This is a genomic window from Streptomyces mirabilis (genome assembly GCF_039503195.1).
GTDB lineage: Bacteria > Actinomycetota > Actinomycetes > Streptomycetales > Streptomycetaceae > Streptomyces > Streptomyces mirabilis_D.
Map to the genome: position 1 here is coordinate 8,920,728 of NZ_JBCJKP010000001.1, position 26,491 is coordinate 8,947,218.

Annotated in this window: 23 protein-coding genes; 17 read left to right on the forward strand and 6 right to left on the reverse strand. The window is 71.0% G+C overall.

The annotated features are described in order from the left end of the window. Positions 1 to 66 precede the first annotated feature (66 nt). Complete coding sequence (locus AAFF41_RS40465; RefSeq protein WP_343325603.1) at positions 67 to 1,701, reverse strand: ABC-F family ATP-binding cassette domain-containing protein; 1,635 nt, start codon at positions 1,699 to 1,701, stop codon at positions 67 to 69. Positions 1,702 to 2,108: 407 nt separating this feature from the next. Here AAFF41_RS40465 and AAFF41_RS40470 point away from each other — a divergent pair, with 407 nt between their 5' ends. Both AAFF41_RS40470 and AAFF41_RS40475 read left to right on the forward strand, forming a co-directional pair. After that, a complete protein-coding gene (locus AAFF41_RS40470; protein WP_319752029.1) occupies positions 2,109 to 2,789 on the forward strand; it encodes a GOLPH3/VPS74 family protein in 681 nt (226 codons plus the stop codon). Positions 2,790 to 2,918: 129 nt separating this feature from the next. Next, the gene (locus tag AAFF41_RS40475; RefSeq protein WP_319752030.1) at positions 2,919 to 3,773 is read left to right on the forward strand and encodes an isocitrate lyase/PEP mutase family protein; all 855 of its coding nucleotides are present in this window, start codon (positions 2,919 to 2,921) and stop codon (positions 3,771 to 3,773) included. A gap of 15 nt (positions 3,774 to 3,788) precedes the next feature. On the opposite strand, the gene ssgD is transcribed toward AAFF41_RS40475, so the two are convergent. Further along, positions 3,789 to 4,205 (reverse strand): spore wall synthesis regulator SsgD, encoded by a 417-nt coding sequence (gene ssgD, locus AAFF41_RS40480; RefSeq protein ID WP_054232767.1) that lies wholly within the window; start codon positions 4,203 to 4,205, stop codon positions 3,789 to 3,791. A gap of 258 nt (positions 4,206 to 4,463) precedes the next feature. Here ssgD and AAFF41_RS40485 point away from each other — a divergent pair, with 258 nt between their 5' ends. The 4 genes from AAFF41_RS40485 (at position 4,464) to mmpA (ending at position 6,956) form a co-directional block, all read left to right on the forward strand. After that, positions 4,464 to 5,552, forward strand: a complete 1,089-nt coding sequence (locus tag AAFF41_RS40485) for a WD40/YVTN/BNR-like repeat-containing protein (RefSeq protein ID WP_343325604.1) — start codon at positions 4,464 to 4,466, stop codon at positions 5,550 to 5,552. An 85-nt stretch (positions 5,553 to 5,637) separates the two neighbouring features. Continuing rightward, positions 5,638 to 5,964, forward strand: a complete 327-nt coding sequence (locus AAFF41_RS40490) for a plasmid stabilization protein (RefSeq protein ID WP_343325605.1) — start codon at positions 5,638 to 5,640, stop codon at positions 5,962 to 5,964. Between the two features lie 48 nt (positions 5,965 to 6,012). After that, positions 6,013 to 6,747 carry an endonuclease V gene (locus AAFF41_RS40495; RefSeq protein WP_319752033.1) on the forward strand — a complete coding sequence of 245 codons (735 nt, stop codon included), beginning with the start codon at positions 6,013 to 6,015 and terminating at the stop codon, positions 6,745 to 6,747. Positions 6,748 to 6,809: 62 nt separating this feature from the next. After that, positions 6,810 to 6,956, forward strand: coding sequence for a morphogenic membrane protein MmpA (gene mmpA, locus AAFF41_RS40500; RefSeq protein ID WP_162489330.1), 147 nt, complete (start codon positions 6,810 to 6,812; stop codon positions 6,954 to 6,956). 20 nt (positions 6,957 to 6,976) lie between these two features. On the opposite strand, the gene AAFF41_RS40505 is transcribed toward mmpA, so the two are convergent. Next, positions 6,977 to 8,149, reverse strand: a complete 1,173-nt coding sequence (locus AAFF41_RS40505) for a saccharopine dehydrogenase family protein (protein ID WP_319752034.1) — start codon at positions 8,147 to 8,149, stop codon at positions 6,977 to 6,979. A 296-nt stretch (positions 8,150 to 8,445) separates the two neighbouring features. Between AAFF41_RS40505 and AAFF41_RS40510 the strand changes: the two genes are divergently transcribed. Genes AAFF41_RS40510 through AAFF41_RS40530 form a run of 5 tightly spaced genes read left to right on the forward strand, consistent with a single transcriptional unit; the run spans position 8,446 to position 15,260 of the window. Then, entirely contained in the window at positions 8,446 to 9,612 is a 1,167-nt protein-coding gene (locus tag AAFF41_RS40510; protein WP_319752035.1) for a CaiB/BaiF CoA transferase family protein, read from the forward strand. Continuing rightward, positions 9,612 to 10,625: an LLM class F420-dependent oxidoreductase gene (locus AAFF41_RS40515; RefSeq protein WP_319752036.1), complete on the forward strand. Its 1,014-nt coding sequence runs from the start codon at positions 9,612 to 9,614 to the stop codon at positions 10,623 to 10,625. The genes AAFF41_RS40510 and AAFF41_RS40515 overlap by 1 nt, the downstream gene beginning before the upstream one ends. 14 nt (positions 10,626 to 10,639) lie before the next feature. Beyond that, the gene (locus AAFF41_RS40520) at positions 10,640 to 11,782 is read left to right on the forward strand and encodes an acyl-CoA dehydrogenase family protein (RefSeq protein WP_319752037.1); all 1,143 of its coding nucleotides are present in this window, start codon (positions 10,640 to 10,642) and stop codon (positions 11,780 to 11,782) included. 30 nt (positions 11,783 to 11,812) lie between these two features. Continuing rightward, a complete protein-coding gene (locus AAFF41_RS40525) occupies positions 11,813 to 13,027 on the forward strand; it encodes an acetyl-CoA C-acetyltransferase (protein WP_343325606.1) in 1,215 nt (404 codons plus the stop codon). 58 nt (positions 13,028 to 13,085) lie between these two features. Beyond that, on the forward strand, positions 13,086 to 15,260 hold the full coding sequence (locus AAFF41_RS40530; RefSeq protein ID WP_319752039.1) for a 3-hydroxyacyl-CoA dehydrogenase NAD-binding domain-containing protein: 2,175 nt from the start codon (positions 13,086 to 13,088) through the stop codon (positions 15,258 to 15,260). 51 nt (positions 15,261 to 15,311) lie between these two features. Here AAFF41_RS40530 and AAFF41_RS40535 read toward each other — a convergent pair whose 3' ends face one another. After that, a complete protein-coding gene (locus AAFF41_RS40535) occupies positions 15,312 to 16,055 on the reverse strand; it encodes a MerR family transcriptional regulator (RefSeq protein WP_319752040.1) in 744 nt (247 codons plus the stop codon). Positions 16,056 to 16,322: 267 nt separating this feature from the next. Here AAFF41_RS40535 and AAFF41_RS40540 point away from each other — a divergent pair, with 267 nt between their 5' ends. From AAFF41_RS40540 to AAFF41_RS40550, 3 genes are all read left to right on the forward strand, one after another. After that, complete coding sequence (locus tag AAFF41_RS40540; protein WP_319752041.1) at positions 16,323 to 17,789, forward strand: amino acid permease; 1,467 nt, start codon at positions 16,323 to 16,325, stop codon at positions 17,787 to 17,789. A 43-nt stretch (positions 17,790 to 17,832) separates the two neighbouring features. Beyond that, positions 17,833 to 18,312: a macro domain-containing protein gene (locus tag AAFF41_RS40545; protein WP_319752043.1), complete on the forward strand. Its 480-nt coding sequence runs from the start codon at positions 17,833 to 17,835 to the stop codon at positions 18,310 to 18,312. Positions 18,313 to 18,446: 134 nt separating this feature from the next. Next, on the forward strand, positions 18,447 to 18,923 hold the full coding sequence (locus AAFF41_RS40550; RefSeq protein ID WP_143610026.1) for a F0F1 ATP synthase subunit B family protein: 477 nt from the start codon (positions 18,447 to 18,449) through the stop codon (positions 18,921 to 18,923). A 93-nt stretch (positions 18,924 to 19,016) separates the two neighbouring features. On the opposite strand, the gene AAFF41_RS40555 is transcribed toward AAFF41_RS40550, so the two are convergent. Further along, complete coding sequence (locus AAFF41_RS40555) at positions 19,017 to 20,516, reverse strand: M1 family metallopeptidase (RefSeq protein ID WP_319752044.1); 1,500 nt, start codon at positions 20,514 to 20,516, stop codon at positions 19,017 to 19,019. Positions 20,517 to 20,696: 180 nt separating this feature from the next. Here AAFF41_RS40555 and AAFF41_RS40560 point away from each other — a divergent pair, with 180 nt between their 5' ends. Next, a complete protein-coding gene (locus AAFF41_RS40560; RefSeq protein WP_319752045.1) occupies positions 20,697 to 22,661 on the forward strand; it encodes a Xaa-Pro dipeptidyl-peptidase in 1,965 nt (654 codons plus the stop codon). A gap of 13 nt (positions 22,662 to 22,674) precedes the next feature. On the opposite strand, the gene AAFF41_RS40565 is transcribed toward AAFF41_RS40560, so the two are convergent. Continuing rightward, positions 22,675 to 23,649, reverse strand: a complete 975-nt coding sequence (locus tag AAFF41_RS40565) for an FAD-dependent oxidoreductase (RefSeq protein WP_343325607.1) — start codon at positions 23,647 to 23,649, stop codon at positions 22,675 to 22,677. A gap of 66 nt (positions 23,650 to 23,715) precedes the next feature. On the opposite strand from AAFF41_RS40565, the gene AAFF41_RS40570 reads away from it, so the two are divergent. Beyond that, positions 23,716 to 24,741: an oxidoreductase gene (locus AAFF41_RS40570; protein WP_319752047.1), complete on the forward strand. Its 1,026-nt coding sequence runs from the start codon at positions 23,716 to 23,718 to the stop codon at positions 24,739 to 24,741. 109 nt (positions 24,742 to 24,850) lie between these two features. Further along, positions 24,851 to 26,491 (forward strand): ABC-F family ATP-binding cassette domain-containing protein, encoded by a 1,641-nt coding sequence (locus AAFF41_RS40575; RefSeq protein WP_319752048.1) that lies wholly within the window; start codon positions 24,851 to 24,853, stop codon positions 26,489 to 26,491.

Below are 26,491 nucleotides of genomic sequence, written 5' to 3' on the forward strand. Positions count from 1 at the left end.
ACCCGCGTCCGAACATGACGCGGGGCGGTGCCCGGAAGCGACGTTAGTCAGCCTCCGGGCCCGGCGCTATGTCGGATACCCGACAGCTTCCGCTGTGGTTTCTTTCAGTTCTCCTCCTTCCAGCAGCAGCCGGCGTGTGATTCCGATCGACTCCAGGAACGGCAGGTCATGGCTGGCGACGATCAGCGCGCCCTCGTAGGACTCGAGCGCCGTGGTGAGCTGGCGGACGCTCGCCAGGTCGAGGTTGTTGGTCGGCTCGTCGAGCATCAGGAGCTGCGGCGCGGGTTCGGCGAGCATCAGCGCCGCGAGCGTCGCCCGGAAGCGTTCGCCGCCGGACAGCGTCGCCGCCCGCTGGTCGGCCTTCGCCCCCTTGAACAGGAAGCGGGCGAGCCGCGCCCGGACCCGGTTGTTGGTGGCGGCGGGCGCGAAGCGGGCCACGTTCTCGGCCACGGTCAGCTCCCCGTCGAGCACATCGAGCCGCTGAGGCAGGAACCGAAGCGGCACATGGGCCAGCGCCTGGCCGGACACCGCCTCCAGCTCCCCGGCGATCGTCCGCAGCAGCGTCGTCTTGCCCGCGCCGTTGCGCCCGATCAGCGCGATCCGCTCGGGTCCGCGCAGATCGAACACGCCGTCCACGCGTGCGCCGTACCTCAGCTCCAGGTTCTCCAGCGTGAGCACGGTGCGGCCCGGCGGTACGGCTGTGTACGGCAGGTCGACACGGATCTCGTCGTCGTCCCGTACGGCCTCCACCGCGTCGTCGAGCCGGTCCTTCGCCTCGGCGAGCTTCTCCTCGTGCATGATGCGGTGCTTGCCCGCCGACTCCTGGGCGGCCCGTTTGCGCGCACCCATGACGATCTTCGGCTCGCGCTTCTGCTCGAACATCTTCTGCCCGTAGCGTTTACGACGGGCGAGCTTGACCTGCGCGTCGACCAGCTCGCGCTTCTGCTTCTTCAGATCGGCCTCGGCGACGCGCACCATGCGCTCCGCCGCCTCCCGCTCGCCGGCGAGGACCTCCTCGTACGCGGAGAAGTTGCCCCCGTACCAGGTGAGCTCGCCCGCGTGCAGATCGGCGATCTGGTCGACCAGGTCCAGCAGTTCGCGGTCGTGGCTGACCACGACCATGACCCCGGACCAGGCCTCGACGGCCGCGTACAGCCGCCTGCGCGCGTACAGGTCGAGGTTGTTGGTGGGCTCGTCCAGCAGCAGGATGTCCGGCCGGCGCAGCAGCAGCGCGGCCAGGCGCAGCAGTACCGACTCGCCGCCCGAGACCTCGCCGATGGTGCGGTCCAGCTCGACGTGCCCGAGTCCGAGTTCGCCGAGCATGGCGAGCGCCCGCTCCTCGACGTCCCAGTCGTCGCCGACGACGTCGAAGTGCTCCTCGGCCGCGTCGCCCGCCTCGATGGCGTGCAGCGCGGCACGCGTGGCGGCGATGCCGAGCGCCTCGTCGACCCGCAGGGCGGTGTCGAGCGTGACGTTCTGCGGCAGATAACCGACCTCGCCGGTGACGCGGATCGTGCCGTCGGCCGGGGTCAGTTCGCCCGCGATCAGCTTCAACAGGGTGGACTTGCCTGATCCGTTGACGCCGACGAGCCCGGTCCTGCCGGGGCCGAAGGCGACCTGAAGGTCGTCGAAGACGGTGGTTCCGTCCGGCCAGGCGAAGGAGAGGGAGGTGCAGCTGAGGGAGGTGGGGAAAGAAGACATGAGGGCCTCGCGATTACTGGGTGCGGTCAGGGGCACGCGTTCGGGACACCGCGAGGTGACGACGATCCAGTCAGGAGGGCGGAAAGAAGGCCCCGTAAACCGGAGGACGGCTCATACGCCGAGGTCGCACGCTGCGCACACGGGGGCGACGAAAGCCCACTGTGTGGCGCGGTGTCTCAGACCTCAGACGAGCAACGTCCTTCTCCGATCGACGACAACAGGACCGCTGTACACCGTAGGAACGGCCCTGAACGCTGTCAACGCATTAGGGCCTGTCCGGCGGATCAGGTCGCAGGAAACGGGCGGTGCCTCAACGCCGCGGATGGGCGTGCCAAGCCCCGCGTCTGCGGCATGATCCGCCGGACAGGCCCTGACGTGGCCCCGACCTCGACCCCGAAGGAGACGCCGTGCCCAACGGCTCGCTGTCGCTGCCCGCCCGGCTCTATCTGCTGGCCTGGGACACCACGAGGCTCAAGGTCACGGGGGCGACCCACCTCCACCATCTGGTGCGCGCCGGCGCCCTCACGGAACTCGCCCAGCGTGGACTGCTCGCCGACGTGGACGGCATCGCCACACCGGTCGACGCCGACGCCCTTACGGGGGATCTCGTCCTCGACGGACTCCTGGAACTGGTGGAGGAGTCCCGGCCCCGGAAGTGGAAGACGTGGGTGACCTTGCGGGCGCGTGTCACCCTCGACGCGGTCCGCGCGCAGCTCGCCGCCGAGGGATACCTGCGGGCCGAGAAGAAACGGGTGCTCGGGCTCTTCCCGTCCGTGGAGTACGAGCTGGAGCGGGTGTCCGCGGTGGAGGCGCTGCGGGAGGAGGCACGGACCGTGTTGCGGGGGCCCCTGCCCGTCGAGGAGGTCTCCGACCGCGACGCGGCCCTCGTCGCCCTCGCCGCCGCGGCCGAACTGCGCACGCTGGCGTCCGGCAAGGACCGCAAGCTGTACAAGCAGCGCATCGAGGAGCTGACCGACCGCAGCGGAGCGGCGGCCCCGGCGCTGAAGAAGGTCATCCAGGAGGTGCGCACCGCGATCGTCGTGGCGGCCACGGCGGCATCGACCTCGGGCGCGGCAACGGGGGGCTGAGACACCCGGGAAGGGGCGCGGGGGACCGCGCGAGCAACCCCCGGCCGCACCCGCCCATGCTTCCCGCCCCCACGCACATGTCGCATTCCTGCCAGCCCCCGCCCCGCCCCCGGTGATGGGATCGTCCCCATGACGAACCAGAACCCCGCCCATGAAACCGCCCTCGCCTTCCGCGCCCTGCACATCCCCGGCCGCCCACTCGTCCTCCCGAACGCCTGGGACACGGCGAGCGCGCGCCTGGTCGAGGAGGCGGGCGCCGCCGCCGTGGCGACGACCAGCGCGGGGCTCGCCTGGGACCTGGGAACGGCCGACGGGGACCGGCTGGACAGGGACCGGGCCCTCGGCGCGGTCGCGCGCGTCGCCGCCGCGGTCCGGGTTCCGGTGAGCGCGGACATCGAGAGCGGCTACGCGAAGGACGCCGCGGGCGTCGGGGACACGATCCGTGCGGTGCTCGCGGCCGGCGCCGTGGGCGTGAACATCGAGGACGCGCTCTACGGCGGCGAGGGTACCGGCGACGGCGGCCGTGGCCCGCTGCGTCCGGTCGCCGAGCAGGCGGAGCGTATCGCCGCGGCCCGTGCCGCAGCCGATGCGGCGGGTGTCCCGCTGTTCATCAACGCGCGCATCGACACCGTTCTGAGGGGCGCGGGAGGCGTCGAGGAGACCTTGGAGCGAGCCGCCGCCTTCCTCGCCGCCGGAGCCGACGGGATCTTCGTTCCCGGGGCCGTCGACCCGGGGACGGTGAAGTCGCTCGTGGCGGGTGTCGAGGGCCCGCTCAATGTGCTGGTCGGTCCCGGCGCACCGTCCGTCGCCGAGCTGGCCGCGCTCGGGGTCGCCCGGATCAGCACGGGCTCGAGCATCGCGCAGGCCGCGCACGCCGTGGTCCGCCGTGCCGCGCGGGAGCTGCTGAGCGCGGGGACCTACGACTCGCTGACCGGTGGCCTCGACTACATCGAGCTCAACACCCTGCTGGGCGGGGCTCGTTGAGGGCGGGGGTGCCGCTCAGCAGGTGCCCCGCATCAGCTCCTCCAGGTCGTGGTCCAGGTCGACCTGGAGATGCTCGAGTCCGACGGGCACCAGTTCGGTCGTGAGCTGGAGGAACTTCCGCACCTCGCCCGAGCGCACGTGCACCACGGCGGTGCCCTCGGGGGCGTGGAACTCCAGGACGGTCCGGTCGTAGCCGTACGGCCGCACCCGTACGTCGCCGTACCCCACGGAGTCCTCCATGCCGGACGTGAGCAGCTCGCGCGCGAACGTCCAGCAGACCTCCACGCCCTCCAGCGTGGCCGGGGCGGGGAAGGTCATACGGACGGCGAAGGGGTCGCTCCGGTCGTAGTGGAGCGTTGCGGGAATGCTCGGCATCCGCGGGGCGGCGGCGACGAGGCGGGCCTCTACGGGCTGCTCGATGACGGTGGACAACGCCTTGCTCCCTTGTGACGGCTGGACGAACTCCGGGCGGATGAGGCCGGGCAATGTATGAGACGACGGAATGAGCCATTCAGTGCACCTGAAACGCAAGTGACCTCTGTCACCGAGTTCATTCACCTCGGTGACACGTAGTGATCCATTTCTCGTTCCGACATGCCCGCGATACCGGAGAGGACACCAACCGGAGCCGCCGGGTTCCCACCGAGGGCATCTGGACGGCGCCCGGGGAGTGGGCTAGCTTCGCCCGCCATGAGGGGCTTGGGGAAGTCGAGACGTACGAGTCGGGCGGTCACCGTGGGACTGTGCGCGGCGGCGTTCGCCGCCGCGCTGACGGCGGCGCCCGCGCAGGCACACGAGGCGGGGAAGGCGGCCCACTGGGCGCTCAAGGACAGCGGCAGCGACGTTCGTTTCCGCGGACTGTCGGCCGTCAGCCGGGACACCGCCTGGGTGGCCGGCGCCAAGGGCACTGTCCTGCGCACCACCGACGGCGGCGCGAGCTGGCGGAACGTCTCGCCGCCCGGCGCCGCCGACCTGGAGTTCCGCGACATCGAGGCGTTCGACGCGCGGCGCGCGGTGGTCCTCGCCATCGGTGAGGGCGAGGCCTCCCGGGTCTTCAGGACCGACGACGGCGGCGCGACCTGGACCGAGTCCTTCCGCAACACCGACGCGAAGGCCTTCTACGACTGTCTGACCTTCTTCGACCGACGCCACGGCCTGGCGATGAGCGACCCCGTGGACGGCAGGTTCCGCATCCTGTCCACCAGCGACGGCGGACGGTCCTGGAAGGTGCTGCCCAGCGACGGCATGCCCGCCGCGCAGGACGGCGAGGCGGGCTTCGCCGCCAGTGGACAGTGCCTCGTGAGCGCGGGATCGCACGATGCCTGGCTGGCCACCGGCGGGGGTGCACACGCGCGTGTGCTGCATTCCACCGACCGGGGACTGACCTGGAAGGCGGCCGATACGCCGATCCCGGCGGGCGACCCGGCGCGTGGCGTCTTCGCCCTCGCCTTCCGGGACCGCGCCCACGGTCTCGCGGTCGGCGGCGACTACCGTGCCGACCAGGCATCGCCCCTGGCGGCTGCCCTCACCCCAGACGGCGGCCGCACCTGGACCCCCGCCGCCCAGCCGCCGCCCGCCTACCGTTCCGGTGTCGCCTGGCTCCCGCACAGCCGCACCTCCGCGCTCGCGGTCGGCCCGACCGGTACCGACCTCACGACCGACGGCGGCCGCACCTGGCGCACCCTGGACACCGGCTCGTACGACACCGTGGACTGCACCCCCGACCTGGGCTGCTGGGCGTCCGGGGAGAAGGGCCGGGTGGCACGTCTGGAGCGCTGACCGCCGCGTGCCCCGTGGCGAGCTGGGTACCCGTGTCGCCGACGCGCAAGCAAGCGAACGGCGACACGGAAGGAAGTGAGCCGCCATGCCCCGTGGCTCCAGCCCCAAGCGCGAACGCCAGTACGAGCACATCAAGGAGAGCGCTCTCGACCGGGGAGAGGGCAGGGAACGTGCCGAGGAGATCGCCGCGCGCACCGTCAACAAGGAGCGCGCCCGGGCCGGCGAGTCGAAGACCGCGAGCCGCACGTCCACCCAGGACATCTCCTCCGGCAGGCGCGGCGGCCTGCGCTCCCACCAGGGCGCCCAGGGACCCACGTACGACCAGCTGTACGAGGAGGCCAAGCGGCGCGACATCCACGGCCGGTCGGACATGAACAAGGAGGAGCTGAGGCGGGCGCTGGGCGACAAGTGACCGCCCCACGGCCTCGTCCGGTGCTGTGGGCTTAGGCTCGTCGGCACCATGAACACCTCGTTGAACACCGTACCGATTCCCGCGGGTTGGCCCGCGACCGAGGAGCAGGCCCGCGCCGTGCAGGACGAACTGCGGGGACGCGTGGTGCTCGACGAGCCCGGGCCGCCGCCCGGCACCGGCAGAGTGACGGGCGTCGACGTGGCGTACGACGACGAGCGGGATGTCGTCGTGGCCGCGGCCGTCGTGCTCGACACGGCGAGCCTCACCGTCGTCGCCGAGGCCACCGCCGTCGGACAGGTCTCCTTCCCCTACGTCCCCGGGTTGCTCGCCTTCCGCGAGATCCCGACCGTGCTGGCCGTGCTCGACGTGCTGCCGTGTCCGCCGGGTCTCGTGGTCTGCGACGGCTACGGTCTCGCCCACCCCCGCCGTTTCGGCCTCGCCAGCCACCTCGGCGTCCTCACCGGGCTCCCCACGATCGGGGTGGCCAAGAACCCGTTCACCTTCTCCTACGAGGAGCCCGGCGCCCGGCGCGGCAGCGCCTCCCCGCTGCTCGCGGGCGAACCGACGGGCCCGGAGGAGGTCGGTCGCGCACTGCGCACCCAGGACGGCGTCAAGCCGGTCTTCGTCTCGGTCGGCCACCGGGTGAGCCTCGACAACGCCTGCGCGCACACCCTCGCGCTCACCCCGCGATACCGCCTCCCGGAGACCACCCGAAGGGCGGACTCCCTGTGCCGACGGGCCCTGAAGGAGACAACTCCCTCAGGAGCCTCACCCGTTGACTGAGTACGTGTTCTGAGTACCTGTACGGATGCGGCGGCGCCGTCATGATCGGCAGGCTGTTGCGCATGACGACGCACCGTTCCCCGAAGCCCGCCACCGGCGCCACCCAGCCCGTCGAGCGCACCGTGATGGCCGCGCTCGTCCTCTCCGTCCTCGCCGGGGTCGGCTGGATCGGCGGGATGATCTACACGGTGCTGGGCTGGCCGCTCTAGGGATCACCTTCCGGACGGTCCTACCGGGACGCGGCGACCCTGAAGGTGATCCCCGCCCCGCGCAGCCGCTCGATGAGCGCGTCGCCCATCGCCACCGCCGTCGTGACCTGTCCGGCCGTTTCCGGCAGGTCGTCGAAGGCGAGCGACAGCGCGGACTGCGCGAACATCTTGGCGGTCTCGCCGTAGCCGGGGTCACCGCCCGCGACCTCCGTGAACACGCGCCGCCCGCCGCCCTCGCCCACGAACCGCACCGAGAACCAGCTCTTCGCCCGCCGCGAGGCACTGGGCCCCTCGCCCGGCTTGATCCGGGCGGACAGCCAGCGCCGCGCGGGCGGCACCTGGGCCGCCGCGAACACCGCGCCGACGGCCGTGACCCCGCCCAGTGCGACCGGCAGCCGTTCGACGGCCGCGTAGTGGCGGTAGCGGAAGTCGGGCCCGTAGCGCTCCAGCACCCGCGCCGAACGCTGCACGATCTGGGCGTCGATGGTGGGCAGCGGCAGCGCCCACGCCCCGACCTCCTTGGCGAACCGCGGTGTGCTCAGGGGCGCGTGTGCCCGCCGTCCGACCAGCCGTGGTTCGTGCCGCCCACGATCCCGCGCCGCGGCTAGGATCTGCCGCCCGCGCGCGAACTGGGTGAGCGCGGAGGCGAACGTGCCGCCCGAGAACATCGCCTGTGCGCGGACGAAGCCGTCGACCCGCAGCGGCACGTCCTCGGGCAGCTGCCGCACCGTGAAATAGGCGCCCAGGTCGTGCGGAATCGAGTCGAAACCGCAGGCGTGCACCAGGCGGGCCCCCGTCTCCCGCGCGCGGGCGTCGTGCCGGACGTACATCAGATCCACGAACTCGGGCTCGCCGGTGAGGTCCACATAGTCGGTGCCCGCGTCGGCGCAGGCTGCGACCAGCTCCTCGCCGTGCAGTATGTAGGGCCCGACGGTCGTCGCCACCACGCGCGCGCCGCGGGCGAGTTCGCGCAGCGACGCCGGATCGGCGACATCCGCCACCAGCACGTCGGGGGCGCCGGACAGCCGCTCCCGCAGCCGTGCCAGCTTCTCCTCGTCGCGGCCCGCGATCGCCCAGCGCAGCCCCTCGGGCGCGTGGGCGGCGAGGTACTCCGCGGTGAGGGCCCCGACGAACCCGGTGGCTCCGAAGAGCACGATGTCGTACGTGCGAGCCGTTCCGTTCAGCCTGCTCATGACACCCCATCTGTCGTGCGCGAAGCGCCGTTGTCGGTGGCTGAGGCTAGCGTGAGGTACGAGCAGCCGAACGATGAGGTCGACACAGAGGTCGGAGGTGGCCGTGGCCGTGCAGGGGAACGCGCGCCGGCCGTGCGGCGGCATACGCCGCTGACATGCCCTGTTTCATGACCTTTCGGCATGATCCGCCACTAGGGATTTAACTAAGCGCTTGCTCGCTGGGGGCTTGCCCGGCGTGGAACACGTTCTTAACATCTCTGATGTCACATCAGTGGTGTCACAGTGCTGGGGGCTCGATGGCAGTGGCAGGGACGCCGGCGTACGGCCCGCTGGCGGGAGTGCGCGTGGTGGAGCTGGCGGGCATCGGCCCCGGCCCGTTCGCCGCCATGCTCCTGGCCGACCTCGGCGCGGACGTCGTCCGCGTGGACCGGCCCGGCGGCACGGGGCTCGCCGTCAACCCGGAGTACGACATCACCAACCGCAACAAGCGGTCGGTCGTGATCGACCTCAAGGCCGAGGACGGCCCCGTCCGCGTCCTCGATCTGGTCGAACGCGCGGACATCCTCGTCGAGGGCTACCGCCCCGGCGTCGCCGAGCGCCTCGGCGTCGGCCCCGAGACCTGCCACGCCCGCAACCCGCGGCTCGTCTACGGCCGGATGACCGGCTGGGGCCAGCAGGGCCCGCTCGCCCCGCGTGCCGGGCACGACATCGCGTACATCGCCCTCACCGGCACCCTCGGCATGATCGGCAGGCCGGACGAGCCGCCCACGGTCCCCGCGAACCTCGTCGGCGACTACGCGGGCGGCTCGCTCTACCTCGTCGTCGGCGTCCTCGCCGCGCTCCACCACGCGCGCGCCACCGGCGTCGGGCAGGTCGTGGACACGGCGATCGTCGACGGCGCCGCGCACCTCGCCTCGATGATCCACGGCATGCTCGCCGCGGGCGGCTGGCAGGACCGGCGCGGCGCCAACCTCCTGGACGGCGGCTGCCCGTACTACGGCACCTACGAGACGGCCGACGGGAAGTACATGGCGGTGGGCGCCCTGGAGCAGCAGTTCTACGCCGAGTTCGTGGAACTGCTCGGCATCGAGGAGTACGCCGACGCCCGCAAGGACCTGGCCCGCTGGGGCGAGCTGCGGGAGGCGGTCGCGGCCCGCTTCAAGACCCGCACCAGGGACGAGTGGACCGCGGTCTTCGAGGGCTCCGACGCCTGCGTGGCCCCCGTCCTGTCGCTGCGGGAGGCCCCGGCCCATCCCCACCTCGCCGCCCGCGGCACCTTCACCGACCACGGCGGCATCACCCAGCCCGCCCCCGCACCCCGCTTCTCCCTGACCCGCACCTCCGTCCGCACCGGCCCCGCCCTGCCCGGCGCCGACACCGCGGACGTGGCCCGCGACTGGGACGTACCGCGGCTGACGGGGCACGGCCTCGTGAAGGACGACTCGATGAAGGACGGCGACTGATGGAGCTCTCCCTCCCGCTCGACTACGCCGGCGACCCCCGGCAGGCCGCCGGCGAGGTCGCCGCCCTGGAGTCCGCGGGTCTGGACGCCGTCTGGGTCGCGGAGGCCTACGGCTTCGACGCGCCCACGATCATGGGCTATCTGGCCGCCCGCACCGAGCGCATGAAGATCGGCTCCGGGATCCTCAACGTCTACTCGCGCACCCCGGCGCTCCTCGCGCAGACCGCCGCCGGACTCGACGCGCTCTCGGGCGGCCGCGCCATGCTGGGGCTCGGTGCCTCAGGCCCGCAGGTCGTCGAGGGCTGGCACGGGAAGGCGTACGACAAGCCACTGGGCCGCACCCGCGAGGCCATCGAACTGACCCGCCGCATCCTGCGCCGCGAGGTCATCGACCACCACGGCATCACCGACATGCCCCGCCCCGGCGGCCCGGGCAAGCCCCTGAAGCTCCTCACCAAGCCGGTGCGCCCCGACATCCCGCTGTACGTGGCGTCCCTGGGCCCCGCCAACGTCCGGATGACCGCCGAAGTCGCCGACGGCTGGCTGCCCACCCTCTTCATCCCGGAGAAGGCCCACCAGGTGTGGGGCGGCCCCCTCGCGGAGGGCGCCGCACTGCGGGACCCGGCGCTCGGCCCGCTGCGGACCGTCGCGGGCGGCCTGCTCGCCATCGGCGAGGACGCGGCGGCCGTACGGGAACTCGCGCGACCCAAAATCGCCCTCTACGTAGGCGGCATGGGCGCCCCCGGCAAGAACTTCTACAACGACCTCGCGGTGGCCTACGGCTACGAGAAGGAGGCCCGGCTCATCCAGGAGCTGTATCTCGCCGGCCGGAAGAAGGAGGCCGAGGCCGCCGTACCTGCCGAGTTCTGCGAGCTGATCTCGCTGTGCGGGCCGGAGAGCTATGTCCGCGAGCGTGTCGAGGCCTTCCGGGAGGCCGGGGTCGACATGCTCAACATCACTCCCGTGGGGCCGGAGCCGGCCCGCCTGGTCGAGACCGTCAAGAGCTGGCTCTAGGAGGGCATTCACGCATGAAGCGGCAGATTTTCGGCGCCGAGCACGACGCGTTCCGGGAGACGGTGCGCACCTTCCTCGCGAAGGAGGTGACGCCGTACTACGAACAGTGGGAGACGGACGGCATCGTCTCGCGCGAGGCCTGGCGCGCCGCCGGGAGACAGGGGCTGCTCGGCCTCGCCGTACCGGAGGAGTACGGAGGCGGCGGCAACGCCGACTTCCGCTACAGCGCCGTACTCGCCGAGGAGTTCACGCGCGCGGGGGCCGCCGGTCTCGCCCTCGGGCTGCACAACGACATCATCGGGCCGTATCTGACGGACCTGGCCACCGAGGAGCAGAAACGGCGCTGGCTGCCCGGGTTCTGCGACGGTTCGCTCATCACGGCGATCGCGATGACCGAGCCCGGCGCCGGATCCGACCTCCAGGGCATCAGGACGCACGCCGAGGACCGGGGCGACCACTGGCTGCTCAACGGCTCCAAGACCTTCATCTCGAACGGGATCCTCGCCGACCTGGTGATCGTCGTCGCGAAGACGACCCCGGAGGGCGGCGCCCACGGTCTGTCTCTGCTCGTCGTCGAGCGCGGCATGGCAGGCTTCGAGCGTGGCCGCAATCTCGACAAGATCGGGCAGAAGGCGCAGGACACGGCCGAGCTGTTCTTCCACGACGTACGCGTCCCCAAGGAGAACCTGCTCGGGGAGCTCAACGGCGCCTTCGTGCACCTCATGACGAACCTCGCGCAGGAACGCATGGGCATCGCCGTCGCCGGGATCGCGGCGGCCGAGCACCTGCTGGAGATCACCACCCAGTACGTCAAGGAGCGCGAGGCCTTCGGACGGCCGCTGTCCAAGCTCCAGCACATCCGCTTCGAGATAGCCGAGATGGCGACCGAGTGCGCCGTCACCCGTACGTTCCTCGACCGCTGCGTCGTCGACCACACGAACGGCGAACTCGACGCCGTGCACGCCTCGATGGCCAAGTGGTGGGCCACCGAACTGCAAAAACGCGTCGCGGACCGCTGCCTCCAGCTGCACGGCGGCTACGGCTACATGACGGAGTACCGCGTCGCCAGGGCCTTCACCGACGGCCGCATCCAGACCATCTACGGCGGGACCACAGAGATCATGAAGGAGATCATCGGCCGCTCCCTGCTCGGCTGATCCTCCGCACCCTCCCCGAAAGGCTTATCAGTGAGCACCGAAGCGTACGTGTACGACGCGATCCGCACCCCGCGCGGGCGCGGCAAGGCGAACGGCGCCCTGCACGGCACCAAGCCCATCGACCTGGTCGTCGGCCTCATCCACGAGATCCAGCACCGCTTGCCGGGCCTGGACCCGGCCGCGATCGACGACATCGTGCTCGGTGTCGTGGGCCCGGTCGGCGACCAGGGCTCCGACATCGCGCGGATCGCCGCGATCGCCGCCGGACTGCCCGACACGGTCGCCGGCGTCCAGGAGAACCGCTTCTGTGCCTCGGGCCTGGAAGCCGTCAACCTGGCCGCGATGAAGGTCCGCTCCGGCTGGGAGGACCTGGTGCTCGCGGGCGGCGTCGAGTCGATGTCGCGTGTGCCCATGGCCTCGGACGGCGGCGCCTGGTTCGCCGACCCGATGACCAACATCGCCACCAACTTCGTGCCGCAGGGCATCGGCGCCGACCTCATCGCCACCATCGAGGGCTTCTCACGGCGGGACGTCGACGAGTACGCGGCCCTCTCCCAGGAGCGCGCGGCCGCCGCCTGGAAGGACGGCCGCTTCGACCGGTCCGTCGTCCCCGTGAAGGACCGCAGCGGGCTCGTCGTCCTCGACCACGACGAGCACATGCGCCCCGGCACCACCGCCGACTCGCTCGGCAAGCTGAAGCCCTCGTTCGCGGACATCGGCGAGCTGGGCGGTTTCGACGCCGTGGCGCTGCAGAAGTACCACTGGGTCGAGGAGATCGACCACGTCCACCACGCGGGCAACTCCTCCGGCATCGTCGACGGAGCCTCCCTGGTCGCCATCGGCTCCAAGGAGGTCGGCGAGCGCCACGGCCTCACCCCCCGCGCGCGGATCGTCGCCGCCGCCGTCTCCGGCTCCGAGCCCACCATCATGCTCACCGGCCCCGCGCCCGCGACCCGCAAGGCGCTCGCCAAGGCCGGTCTGACCATCGACGACATCGACCTCGTGGAGATCAACGAGGCCTTCGCCGCCGTCGTCCTGCGCTTCGTGAAGGACATGGGCCTGTCCCTCGACAAGGTCAACGTCAACGGCGGCGCGATCGCGCTCGGCCACCCGCTCGGCGCCACCGGCGCGATGATCCTCGGCAGCCTCGTCGACGAACTCGAGCGCCAGGACAAGCGCTACGGCCTGGCCACGTTGTGCGTGGGCGGCGGCATGGGCATCGCGACCATCGTCGAGCGCCTGTAACCCCCGGCGGGACCCCCAGACTTCCACGGCTTAAACGGCTTCTACGGAGACCCTCCTCATGACCGAGAGCACCACCATCCGCTGGGAACAGGACGAGACCGGTGTCGTCACCCTCGTCCTCGACGACCCCAACCAGTCCGCCAACACCATGAACCAGGCCTTCAAGGACTCGATCGCGGCGATCGCCGAACGCGCCGAGGCCGAGAAGGACTCCATCCGGGGCATCATCTACACCTCCGCCAAGAAAACCTTCTTCGCGGGCGGCGACCTCAAGGACATGATCAAGGCAGGCCCGGAGAACGCCCAGGAGGCCTTCGACACCGGCACGGCCATCAAGTCCTCCCTGCGCCGCATCGAGACCCTGGGCAAGCCGGTCGTCGCCGCCATCAACGGCGCGGCCCTCGGCGGCGGCTACGAGATCGCCCTCGCCTCCCACCACCGCGTCGCCCTCGACGCCCCCGGCTCCAAGATCGGCCTGCCCGAGGTGACCCTCGGCCTGCTGCCCGCGGGCGGCGGCGTCACCCGCACCGTCCGCCTCATGGGCATCACCGACGCGCTGCTGAAGGTGCTCCTCCAGGGCACCCAGTACTCCCCGCAGCGGGCCCTGGAGAACGGGCTCGTCCACGAAGTGGCGGCCAATCCCGAGGAGATGCTCGCCAAGGCGCGCGCCTTCATCGACGCCAACCCCGAGTCGCACCAGCCCTGGGACAAGCCCGGCTACAAGATCCCGGGCGGCACGCCGTCGAACCCGAAGTTCGCCGCCAACCTGCCCGCCTTCCCGGCCAACCTGAGGAAGCAGCTCAACGGCGCCCCCTACCCGGCACCGCGCAACATCATGGCGGCCGCCGTCGAGGGCTCCCAGGTCGACTTCGAGACCGCGCTGGTCATCGAGGCCCGCTACTTCACCGAGCTGGTCACCGGGCAGACCTCGAAGAACATGATCCAGGCGTTCTTCTTCGACCTCCAGGCGGTCAACTCCGGCGCCAACCGTCCCCAGGGCATCGCGCCGCGCCAGGTCCGCAGGGTCGCCGTCCTGGGCGCCGGGATGATGGGCGCCGGCATCGCCTACTCGTGCGCCCGCGCGGGCATCGACGTCGTCCTGAAGGACGTGTCGGCGGACGCGGCGGCCAAGGGCAAGGCCTACTCCGAGAAGCTCTGCGCGAAGGCCGTCTCCCGGGGCCGTACGACCCAGGAGAAGGCCGACGAGCTGCTCGCCCGCATCACGCCCACCGCCGACCCGAACGACCTGGCCGGCTGCGACGCCGTCATCGAGGCCGTCTTCGAGGACACGGCTCTCAAGCACAAGGTGTTCCAGGAGATCCAGAACGTCGTCGAGCCCGACGCGCTGCTGTGCTCCAACACCTCGACCTTGCCGATCACCGTGCTCGCCGAGGGCGTGGATCGGCAGGACGACTTCATCGGACTGCACTTCTTCTCGCCCGTCGACAAGATGCCCCTCGTCGAGATCATCAAGGGCGAGCGGACCGGCGACGAGGCACTGGCGCGCGCCTTCGACCTCGTACGGCAGATCAAGAAGACCCCGATCGTCGTCAACGACTCGCGCGGCTTCTTCACCTCCCGCGTCATCGGCCACTTCATCAACGAGGGCGTCGCGATGGTCGGCGAGGGCATCGAGCCCGCCTCCGTCGAGCAGGCGGCGGCCCAGGCGGGCTACCCGGCCAAGGTCCTCTCCCTGATGGACGAGCTGACGCTCACCCTGCCGCGCAAGATCCGCAAGGAGTCCAGGCAGGCCGTCGAGGAGGCGGGCGGCACCTGGCGGACGCACCCGGCGGAGGCGGTCATCGACCGCATGGTCGACGAGTTCGGCCGCACCGGGCGCAGCGGCGGCGCGGGCTTCTACGAGTACGGCGCGGACGGCAAGCGCGGCAAGCTCTGGCCCGGCCTGCGGGAGCACTACACCAAGCCCGGTCACGAGATCCCGTTCAAGGACATGCAGGAGCGCATGCTCTTCTCCGAGGCGCTGGACACCGTCCGGCTCCTGGAGGAGGGCGTGCTCACGTCCGTCGCGGACGCCAACATCGGGTCCATCTTCGGGATCGGCTTCCCGGGCTGGACCGGCGGCGTGCTCCAGTACATCAACGGCTACGACGGAGGTCCGGCCGGATTCGTGGCCCGCGCGCGTGAACTCGCCGAGCGCTACGGGGAGCGGTTCACGCCGCCCGCGCTGCTCGTCGAGAAGGCGGAGACGGGCGAGAGGTTCAGCGACAGCTGACGGATCGCCGAGCAGGAGGCGCGCGGGTGTGGGTCAGGAGTCCTCAGTGGCTCAGGACTCCTTGAGCCACTCCCGCAGCTCCGCCTTCAGGGAGCGCTGGAACGTGGTCAGCAGCGCCTGCACCACCAGCGGCTGCATGTGGGCCGACAGGGACTTCACCGCCGCCACCGACTCGTGCTCGCCCACCGCCTCGCGCAGCAACGCGGACAGCTCGCGTGCCGCGGCGCGGGAGTGCTCCAGCAGGACGCCGCGCGCGGCGAGGATCGACTCGTGCGCGAGCGGTACGTCGAGGAGCTGGACGCCGAGCGCCAGCAGCGCCGGGTCCACGCGGAAGGAGTCCGGGGCGGCCGGGGAGCCCGAGGAGTGCGCGGTGCCGGTGGTGCCCTCGGCCCGCTCGATGATGTTCATCGCGACCAGCCGCTCCAGGTCCTCCTCGCCCAGGGGGCGGCCGGCCCGCCGTTCCAGTTCCTCGCGCGTCACGTCCTCCGCCGCGTCCGGCGCCCAGGAGGCGACCACGGCACGGTGAAGGGCGAGATCCTGGGCGCTCAGGTCGGCCGGCAGCTGCTGAAGATGGCGCTCGATCGCGGCGAGCGTCATGCCCTGGCGCTGCAGCTCCTCGATGAGCGCGAGCCGGGCCAGGTGCTCCTGGCTGTAGTGCCCCACCCGCCGGGGTCCGATCACGGGCGGCGGGAGCAGTCCCTTGGAGCTGTAGAAGCGGATCGTACGGACCGTGACGCCCGCGCGTGCGGCCAGCTCGTCGACCGTGAGCGTCGGCTCCTCGGTGTCCGTCGTCATGGCAGGTCCTCGCCTCTTCGATGGTGCAGCGATCAGGTGCAACAGTATTGCTGTCTCACCGGTCCTGTGAAAGCGCTGTCGACGAGTTCTGCACCCCTTGATCACCATGTGAGATGTTCCGCGGTGTGAGCTGTGCCATCGCATCCGGGGGGATGCCTCGGGGAAGGTTGCTCCTTGGTCTGCGCCGCGTCAGGGGTGGTGCGGGCCGAGGCACATCCGGAAACCCGCGTACTCGGTGCGTGGGCGCACCAGAGAGTAGATCCACGCGTGAGCAAGGACGCCGTAGACACGGCCAAGGCCGCACCCCGCACCGACGCGGCCCGCACGCCCGCGGACGCGGGCGACGCCGGTTACAGCAAGGACCTCAAGGCCCGCCACGTCAACATGATCGCCATCGGGGGCGCGATCGGCACCGGACTCTTCCTCGGCGCCGGCGGCCGACTCCACACCGCGGGACCCGCGCTGGCGATCGCCTACCTCGTCTGCGGAGTCTTCGCCTTCTTCGTCGTGCGCGCGCTCGGCGAGCTGGTCCTCTACCGGCCGTCCTCCGGGTCCTTCGTGTCGTACGCGCGCGAGTTCCTCGGCGAGAAGGGCGCGTACGTCGCCGGGTGGATGTACTTCCTCAACTGGTCGACGACCGGCATCGCCGACATCACCGCGATCGCGCTCTACACGCACTACTGGAGCTTCTTCACCGACATCCCGCAGTGGGTGCTGGCGCTGATCGCCCTCGCGGTGGTCCTGGCCGTCAACCTGATCTCGGTGAAGATCTTCGGCGAGATGGAGTTCTGGTTCGCGATCGTCAAGGTCGCCACCCTCGTCTCCTTCATGCTGGTCGGCATCTTCCTGCTGGCCACGCACCACGACGTGGGCGGTCAGAAGCCCGGCCTGGGCGTCATCACGGACCACGGCGGTCTGCTCCCGCACGGGATCATGCCGGTCGTCCTGGTGATGCAGGGCGTGATCTTCGCTTACGCGGCCCTGGAGCTGGTCGGTGTCGCCGCGGGCGAGACCGCCGAGCCGGAGAAGGTCGTCCCGCGCGCGGTGAACTCGATCATGTGGCGCGTGGGCCTGTTCTACGTGGGCTCGGTCGTGCTGCTCGCGCTGCTGCTGCCCGGTTCGGTCTACTCGGCCGACGAGAGCCCCTTCGTCACCGTCCTGTCGAAGATCGGCGTCCAGGGTGCCGGTGACGTCATGAACCTGGTCGTCCTCACCGCGGCCATGTCGTCCCTGAACTCCGGCCTGTACTCCACCGGCCGCATCCTGCGCTCCATGGCGATGGCGGGCTCCGCGCCCCGGTTCACCGCGAAGATGAACCGCAGCCAGGTCCCGTACGGCGGCATCCTGCTCACCTGCGCGGTGTGCGTGCTCGGCGTCGGCCTGAACTACCTCATGCCCAGCCAGGCCTTCGAGATCGTCCTGAACGTGGCGTCCCTGGGCATCATCAGCACCTGGGTGATCATCATGGTCTGTCACCTGGTGTTCGTCCGCCGCGCCAAGGACGGTCTGGTCACCCGCCCGTCCTTCCGGCTCCCCGGCAGCCCCGTGACCGAGATCGTCACCATCGCCTTCCTGCTGGCCGTGCTCGGCCTGATGGGGAACGACCCCGAGGTCGGACGCAAGACCCTGCTCCTCATCCCGGTGATCGCGGCCCTGCTGGTCGGCGGCTGGTTCGCGATCCGCCACCGGGTCTCGAAGACCACGGACCAGGAACTGAGCGAGCTGACGAAGTAGCAGGTCGTGCGCCGCTGTCAGTGGCGGCGCCTACGGTGGCGTCATGTCGGAGATCGCATATGTCCGGGGTGACGCCACCACTCCATCGGTCAAGGGCGTCAAGCTGATCGCCCATGTCTGCAATGACATCGGGGGCTGGGGGAAGGGCTTCGTCCTGGCCCTGTCGCGCCGCTGGCCCGAGCCGGAGGCGGCGTACCGGGCGTGGCACCGGGACCGGGCGCACAACGACTTCGGGCTGGGTGCGACCCAGTTCGTCCAGGTCGAGAAGTACGTGTGGGTGGCGAACCTGATAGGCCAGCGGGGCATTCGGACCGGCAGCAAGGGCGTCCCCGTTCGCTACGAGGCGATCGACACAGGCCTCGCCCACGTGGCGATCAAGGCCGCCGAACTCGACGCGTCCGTCCACATGCCCCGTATCGGCTGCGGTCTGGCCGGCGGCGACTGGTCCCGGGTGGAACCGCTCATCTTGCGACGGCTGGTGGAGCGGGGGGTGGCGGTGACGGTGTACGACCACGGGGAGTGAGCGGGGTCCGAAGGCTGGGCGCGTGGTTGCTCGCGCCGACGACGGGCCACCGGGGTCGGCCGGAAGGGCTGTTTTCGGTCAACTCTGGCGCAGATGCGCGTTGGTTCGCACGCATGAGCGGGTAAGTCACGGCCATGGAACTCATCCCCTACCCGATAGGTCCACTCAACCCGAAGGTTCAGGACCTGGGCTACGCCCTGGCGCTGTTCGCCTTCATCTACGTGTTCGTCGCCCGCGTGCTCCCGCGGATGAACCGGGCGCTCGAACTGCGGGACGACGCGATCAACGGCGCCAAGGAGCGCGCCGAAGCCGTGCGCGCCCGCGCCGAGAGTGAGCGTCTGGGAACCGAGGCCCTGTTGGCCGAGGCCCGCCACGAAGCCGCCCGCATCCGCCAGCAGGCCCTCGAACAGGGCTACGCCCTGATCGCCGAAGCCCGCGCGGACGGGCAGCGCGAACGTGACGCCGTGGTGGCCGACGGTCGCGCCCGCATCGAGTCCGAGTGCGCGGCGGCCGACGCCGAACTCCGCATGTCCGTATCGGAGTTGGCCTCGGAGCTGGCGAGCCGCATCGTGGGCGAGCGGATCGCGGCCCCGGTGGAGCAGGGCAACTGACGCCCGTACGTGAACGGCCCCCACTCGCCCGCCCTGAGAGACGGAAGGGCGGGCGAGTGGGCGAAGCCCCGCTGACGGGACGGCGGTGCCGGTTCAGCCGGAGTGGACGGAGTCGGTCGCCGCGATCTTCTTCCACGACCTGGGTTGCGCCGGGGCCCCCGCCGTGGCCGGGGCCACCGCGATCGACGCACCCCTCGCCGCGGGCGCCGCCGGCTTCGACGGCTCGAACAGCCAGGTGTCGAAGAGCGTGGCGAGCGACTTGCCCGACACCTTCTCCGCGTACTTCCGGAAGTCCCCGACGGACGCGTTCCCGTACGCGTGCTCCCGCGGCCACCCCTTCAGGATGGCGAAGAACGTGTCGTCCCCGACCTCGTTGCGCAGCGCCTGCACCGCCACCGCCCCCCGGTCGTAGACCGCGGTGTCGAACTGGTTGTCCGGACCGGGGTCACCCGGCGCGACCTTCCAGAAGGCGTCGTCCGCCGGATGCGAGGCGTACACGTAGTCCGCGAGCTCCTGCGCCGTCCCCTCCCCCTCGTGCTCGGACCACAGCCACTGCGCGTACCGCGCGAAGCCCTCGTTGATCCAGATGTCCTTCCAGCCCTTCAGGGACACGTCGTCGCCGTACCACTGGTGCGCCAGCTCATGGACGACCACGGAGGTGTTGGAGCCGTTCGCGAACTGCCGGGGGCTGTAGTAGACGCGGGTCTGGGTCTCCAGCGCGTACCCGGTGGTGGTGTTCGGCACGTATCCGCCCACCGAGCTGAAGGGGTACGGGCCGAAGTAGCCGGTCAGCCAGTCGACGATCTCCCCGGTCCGCTCGACGCTCGCCCGCGCGGCCCCGTCGTTGTCGCCGAGGTCCTTGCTGTACGCGTTGACGACCGGGACGCCGGCGGCCGTCGTGCCCGTCGTGATGTCGAATTTTCCGATGGCGAGCGTCGCGAGATAGGTCGCCTGCGGCTTGTTGGACCGCCAGCTGTAGCGGGTCCAGCCGAGCCGTGAACTCGTCGACTGGAGCGTGCCGTTGGAAATCGCCTGCGTACCGTCCGGCACCGCCACCGAGACGTCGTACGTGGCCTTGTCGCTCGGATGGTCGTTGCTGGGGAACCACCACCAGGCCGACTCGGGCTCGTCCGCCGCGACGGCCCCGTCCGGAGTGCGGTGCCAGGTCGAGAAGCCGTACGCGCTCTTCGTCGAGGGCACCCCGCTGTAACGGACGACGACCGTGACGGGCGTGCCCTTCGGCAGCGGAGTCGCCGGGGTGATCTCCAGCTCGTGCTGGCCCGAGGTGGTGAACGAGGCCTTCGCCCCGTTGACCCGCACCTCGCTCACGTCGAGCAGGAAGTCGAGGTCGAAGCGTGAGAGGTCCTGCGTGGTGGTGGCCAGGAGGGTCGCCGTTCCCTGCAACTCGTCGGTGGCCGGCTGGTACTGGAGCCGCAGGTCGTAGTGCGAGACGTCGTATCCGCCGTTGCCGTAGGCCGGGTAGTAGGGGTCGCCGATACCGGGCGCCCCGGGGGTGTAGTCCGCCGCCGATGCCGGGATCGCCAGCAGCAGGGAGGCGGCGAGCGCGCCCGGGGCGATGAGTCTGCGGTGCACGGAGAGCTCCAAGTCATGGGGGAACGAGGACGGTTCGGAGCCTATTGACTCCCTGTCCCGTCACCCTGTCCATCGCCCCTCCTGTCACACGATCGCCATTCGGCCGTCATGACCGATTCGGGCCCTGCTGCCTCCAGGGACCCTCTTTTGTACCGGAGTTGACCGGGGTACCTTCCGCGCATGCCGAAACCAGCGCGCCGTATGCGCTTCACGACCTGGAGATCGCTCGCGACGGCGGCCACCGCCGCCCTGATGGCCGTCTTCCTCGCCCCCGCCGCCGCACACGGCGCGCCCCGGGAGAGCACCCCGGTCTACTCGTACGAGAACGCGATCCGCGAATCCGTCTGGGTGGACACCGGCCTCGACGGCGACGGGGACGGGAAGACCGACCGCGTCGCCGTCGACATCGTCCGGCCCCGTGAACTCGCCCAGCAGGGCCGCAAGGTTCCCGTGATCATGGACGCCAGCCCGTACTACGCCTGCTGCGGGCGCGGAAACGAGAGCCAGCTCAAGACGTACGACGCGAACGGCGACGTCGTCCAGATGCCGCTGTTCTACGACAACTACTTCGTACCGCGCGGCTACGCCTTCGTCGGCGTCGACCTGGCCGGAACCAATCGCTCCGACGGCTGTGTGGACGTCGGCGGCCGCTCCGACATCCAGTCCGCGAAAGCCGTGGTCGACTGGCTCAACGGTCGGGCCAAGGGCTACACGACGCGTACCGGCGCCGACCGGGCCAAGGCGACCTGGACCAACGGCAGAACCGGCATGATCGGCAAGAGCTGGGACGGCACCATCGCCAACGGTGTCGCCGCGACCGGCGTCAAGGGCCTGAAGACCATCGTGCCGATCAGCGCCATCTCCTCCTGGTACGACTACTACTTCGCCAAGGGCGCCCCGCTGTACGACTCGGGCCCGGACTGGCTCTCCGGCTACGTCGACAGCCCCGAGGCCACCGCCAAGTGCGCCGCCGTGCAGCAGAAGCTCGTCGACGGGGCGCCGCGCACCGGTGACTGGACCAAGTTCTGGTCCGAGCGCGACTACGTGAAGGACGCCGGCAAGGTCAGGGCGAGCGTCTTCCTGGTGCACGGCATGCAGGACCTCAACGTCCGTACCAAGAACTTCGGCCAGTGGTGGAGCGCCCTCGCCAAGAACGGCGTCGAGCGCAAGATCTGGCTCTCGCAGACCGGCCATGTCGACCCCTTCGACTTCCGCCGCGGCGCCTGGGTCGACACCCTGCACCGCTGGTTCGACCACGAACTCCTCGGCTACGACAACGGCATCGACCACGAGCCCATGGCAGACATCGAGCGCCACCCCGACCAGTGGGCCACCTCCAGCGTCTGGCCGCCCCGCGGGACGCAGACGACGACACTCCGCCCCGGCACGGGCACCCAGGCGGGCGTCGGCACCCTCGGTCTGCGTACGGGCTCCGGGAGCGAGACCTTCACCGACGACCCGAAGCTCGGCGAGACCGACTGGGCCGCCCACATCGACCGGTCCAGCCCCGAGAAGGCCGGATTCGTCACCAAGCCGCTGACCCGGGACCTGCGGCTGTCCGGCTCCTCCACGGTGACCGTCACCGCCACGCCGACCACCTCGACCGCTCACCTCTCCGCGGTCCTGGTCGACCTGGGCCCGGACACCATCCGTGACTACGCCGACGGCGGCGAGGGCATCACCACCGTCACCGACCGCACCTGCTGGGGTCCGAGCACGACCGGCGACAGCTCCTGCTACAAGGTCACCCAGGCGAAGAAGACCGATGTGGCCGCCACGGTCTTCAGCCGCGGCTGGGCCGACCTCGGCAACTACGCCTCCGACCTCAAGGGCGTCCCGCTCACCCCGGGCAAGGCGTACACGATCACGCTCGACCTGGCCGCCACCGACCACGTCGTCCCGGCGGGCCACCGGCTCGCTCTGATCGTCGCGGGCACCGACAAGGACCTCATCGACCCGCCGTCGACCACTCCGACCCTCACGCTGGACCTGTCCCGTACGTCGGCCCGCGTGCCGTTCGTCGGCGGCGCCGAGGCCTTCGCCAAGGCGACGTCGGGATCCACCGCCGCCGCGACGAGCACGGCCGGCCTCGACGGCGTACGCCATCCGAGCAGTGCCCTCCGGGTCCCGGGGGAGACCCGCTGATCCGCTGACCCCCTCAAGGGCGCACGGCGGCCGGTTCCTCGCCCAGCGCGAGCCCGGCCGCCTCCCGCGCACAGCCCCAGGCCACCGTGACGCCCGCGCCGCCGTGACCGTAGTGGTGCACCAACACCCGTCCGTCGGGCAGTACTTCACGCTCCAGCCGGACCGTGTCACGCACCGGCCGCAGCCCCACCCGATGGCCCAGCATGCGAGCCCCGGCGATCTCCGGCCGCAGCGCCACACACCGTTCGACGATCGCTTCGGCCGCCGCCGGATCCGGCACGAGCGACCAGTCATCGTCGTCGGTCGTGCCCCCCAGCACGAGGCGGTCCGGGTGCGGGAAGACATAGGTGGTCGTCCCGGCGTCCCTGTCCGTCGACACGAGCCAGGTACGGACCCCGGGGTTCTCCACGATCACGAGCTGCCCGCGCACGGGCCGTACGGCCGGATCCGGTACGAGCGTGTGGGCGCCAAGCCCCGTGCAGTTGACGACGACCGGCGCCTCGACCTCCGCGAGATCGGTCACCGTCCGTGTCTCGATCATCCCGCCCGCCCGCAGGAACCGCTCGCGCAGCCACCGCAGATGCACCGGCATGTCGATCAGCGGCAGCCGCGCCCACAGCCCCGTACCCGGGTACTCCTCGGCCGTCGTCGCCCGCAGCCCCGGCACCCGGGCAGCCCACGGCTCCAGCTCGTCCAGTCGCGTCTCGCCCTGTACACCCTCGACCACGCGTACGCCCGTCTCATCCGGCAGGGCCGCCAACTCCTCGTACACGGAGAGTGATCGCAGGGCCCATTCACCCGCGAGCGCCTTCGGCCGGATGCGATACGGCCACCACAGCGCGCCGGCAACGGCCGAGGTGGTCAGCTCGCCGGACTCCCGCGCCCACACCCGTACCCGCCGGCCGCGCTCGGCCAGGACGATCGCCGTCGTCAACCCGACCACACCACTTCCGACCACGATCACGTCACCGCTGGGTGCGTTGTCCATGGCGGGACGTTAGCGGAATATGTCATGCCGTGCTCACATCACTCCCAGTCTGGGGATACTCACAGCATGTCTGCCGAGTACGCGACCTTCGGCCTGGCACCGGCGATGCGTGCCGGTGGAGTCCTCGCCAACGGTGACTACCAAGTGCACCGGGACTTCGTCGACTTCATCGTCGACGGCCGCCCGCTGCTGTACCAGCTCTCCGACCTCGACGCGGTGTCCCCGCTCGCCTCCGACGTACCACCCGCCATCTTCACCGCACAGGTCCGAAGCCTCCTCCTGGAGGCCGAGGCCCCGCTCGAAGACGGCCGTTACGTGATCTACGGCTGTCCCGAGTGCGAGGGCATCGAATGCGGTGCCGTGACCGCCGTCATCGAGAAGGACGACTCCCGCGACGACTACGTGTGGCGCGACTTCGCCTGGCAGACCGGCGAACACGCCGATCTGGAGCTCAACGGCTACCACGGGATAGGGCCGTTCCGCTTCCAGGGCGCCGAGTACCGCAGCGCCCTGAACTCGCTGCTCCTCGGCGACCCCGGGGCGCGCCGCAGGGTCCTGCTCATCGGCGCCCGGGTCGCCGTGCTCGCCAAGCTCGCCGCCGCCCTGCGCACCATCGGCATCGGCGCCGACATCACCCGCGACGCCACCGACGTCCCGGCCGAGGAACTCCGCGAGTACGGCGCGGTGGCCTTCGGGCGCGCCATCGGCGAACAGGAGCGCGCGGCCGTACGGGGGTCCTTCGAGCGGGCCGGGGTCGAGGTCGCCTATGTCGACGGCCTGGCCCCCGTCGTCCCGCTCCTCGTCGCTCAGATCGAGCACGCCCTGGACCGCAGTCCCCACGAGCTGCGCCGCCTCACCCGCCTGGTCGCCGCCGACGGCGAGGCGGGCATCGAGGTCACCTCCACCTGCCGGGTCCAGATCACCGCGTACCGCCTCGACCGGCTGTACCGCACGCACACGCAGGAGGTCTTCGACGGGATTCTGGAGGCGGGCAGACACCGGATCGCCCTGGACGCCAAGGCCGTGAAGGGGGAGTCCTTCCTCGTGGCGCGGACCTCGGGGAGCGTGCTGGTGGAGGCGATGGCCCACTGAGCGGGCCGTACGGACACGGGGGTGCGGCCCCGCGCGGAAACCGGGACGTGGCCCCCCACGGAAACGGAGACGCAGCCGGGGCGGCCGGGCCGTTAGGATCGGCCCCCTGATGACTGCCACTCTCGTCGCCAAGAACCTCGCCGCCGGGCACGGCGACCGCTCGCTCTTCTCCGGGCTCGACCTCGTGGTCGCGCCCGGCGATGTGATCGGACTCGTCGGTGCCAACGGCGCGGGCAAGTCCACCCTGCTGCGGATGCTCGCCGGACTGCTCACGCCCGAGGAGGGGGAGCTGCGGCTGTCCCCGCCGTCGGCGAGCGTCGGCCATCTGCCGCAGGAGCCGGAGCGGCGGGAGGGCGAGAGCGTCCGGGAGTTCCTGGCCCGGCGCACCGGCGTGGCCGAGGCCCAGCGCGTGATGGACGAGGCGACGCAGGCACTCGTCGACGGCGCGCCGGGCGCGGACGACGCGTACGCGGAGAGCCTGGAGCGCTGGCTCGACCTGGGCGGCGCCGACCTCGACGAGCGCGCCGAGGAGGTCGCCGACACCCTCGGGCTCGGCGTCGACCTCGACCAGCCGATGACGTCCCTGTCCGGCGGCCAGGCGGCCCGCGCCGGACTCGCCTCCCTGCTCCTGTCCCGCTACGACGTCTTCCTCCTCGACGAGCCCACCAACGACCTGGACCTGGAGGGCCTGGAGCGGCTCGAACGCTTCGTCTCCGGGCTGCGCGCGGGCACCGTCGTCGTCAGCCACGACCGCGAGTTCCTGACCCGCACGGTCACCAAGGTGCTCGAACTCGACCTCGCCCAGCAGCAGATCACGCTCTACGGCGGCGGCTACGAGGCCTACCTGGAGGAGCGCGACACCGCCCGCCGGCACGCCCGCGACGACTACGAGGAGTACGCCGACAAGCGCTCCGCCCTCGAAGGCCGCGCCCAGATGCAGCGCTCCTGGATGGACAAGGGCGTGAAGAACGCCCGGCGCAAGGCGAACAACGACAACGACAAGATCGGCCGCAAGTTCCGGAGCGAGGCCAGCGAGAAGCAGGCGTCCAAGGCCCGGCAGACCCAGCGCATGATCGAGCGCCTGGACGTCGTCGACGAGCCGCGCAAGGAGTGGGAGCTGCGGATGGAGATCGCGGCCGCACCGCGCTCCGGCGCCGTCGTCGCCACCCTGCGCGACGCCGAGGTGCGACGCGGCGACTTCACCTTCGGCCCCGCGACCCTCCAGATCGACTGGGCGGACCGGGTCGCCGTCACGGGCGCCAACGGCGCGGGCAAGTCGACCCTGCTCGGCGCCCTGCTCGGGCGGGTCCCGCTGGACGCCGGTCACGCGACCCTCGGCTCCGGCGTCGTCGTCGGCGAGGTCGACCAGGCCCGCAAACTCTTCCACGGCTCCGAGTCCCTGCTCGACGCGTTCAGCGCCGCCGTCCCCGACACCGAACCGGCCGAGGTCCGCACCCTGCTGGCCAAGTTCGGCCTCAAGGCGGAACACGTCCTGCGCCCGGCGGCCACCCTCTCTCCCGGCGAGCGCACCCGCTCGGCCCTCGCCCTCCTCCAGGGCCGTGGCGTCAACCTCCTCGTCCTCGACGAGCCGACCAACCACCTCGACCTCCCCGCGATCGAACAGCTGGAGGCGGCGCTCGACACGTACGAGGGCACGCTGCTGCTCGTGACCCACGACCGCCGCATGCTCGACGCGGTCCACACCACGCGCCGGCTGGAAGTGGCGGCGGGCAAGGTGACGGAGCGCTGA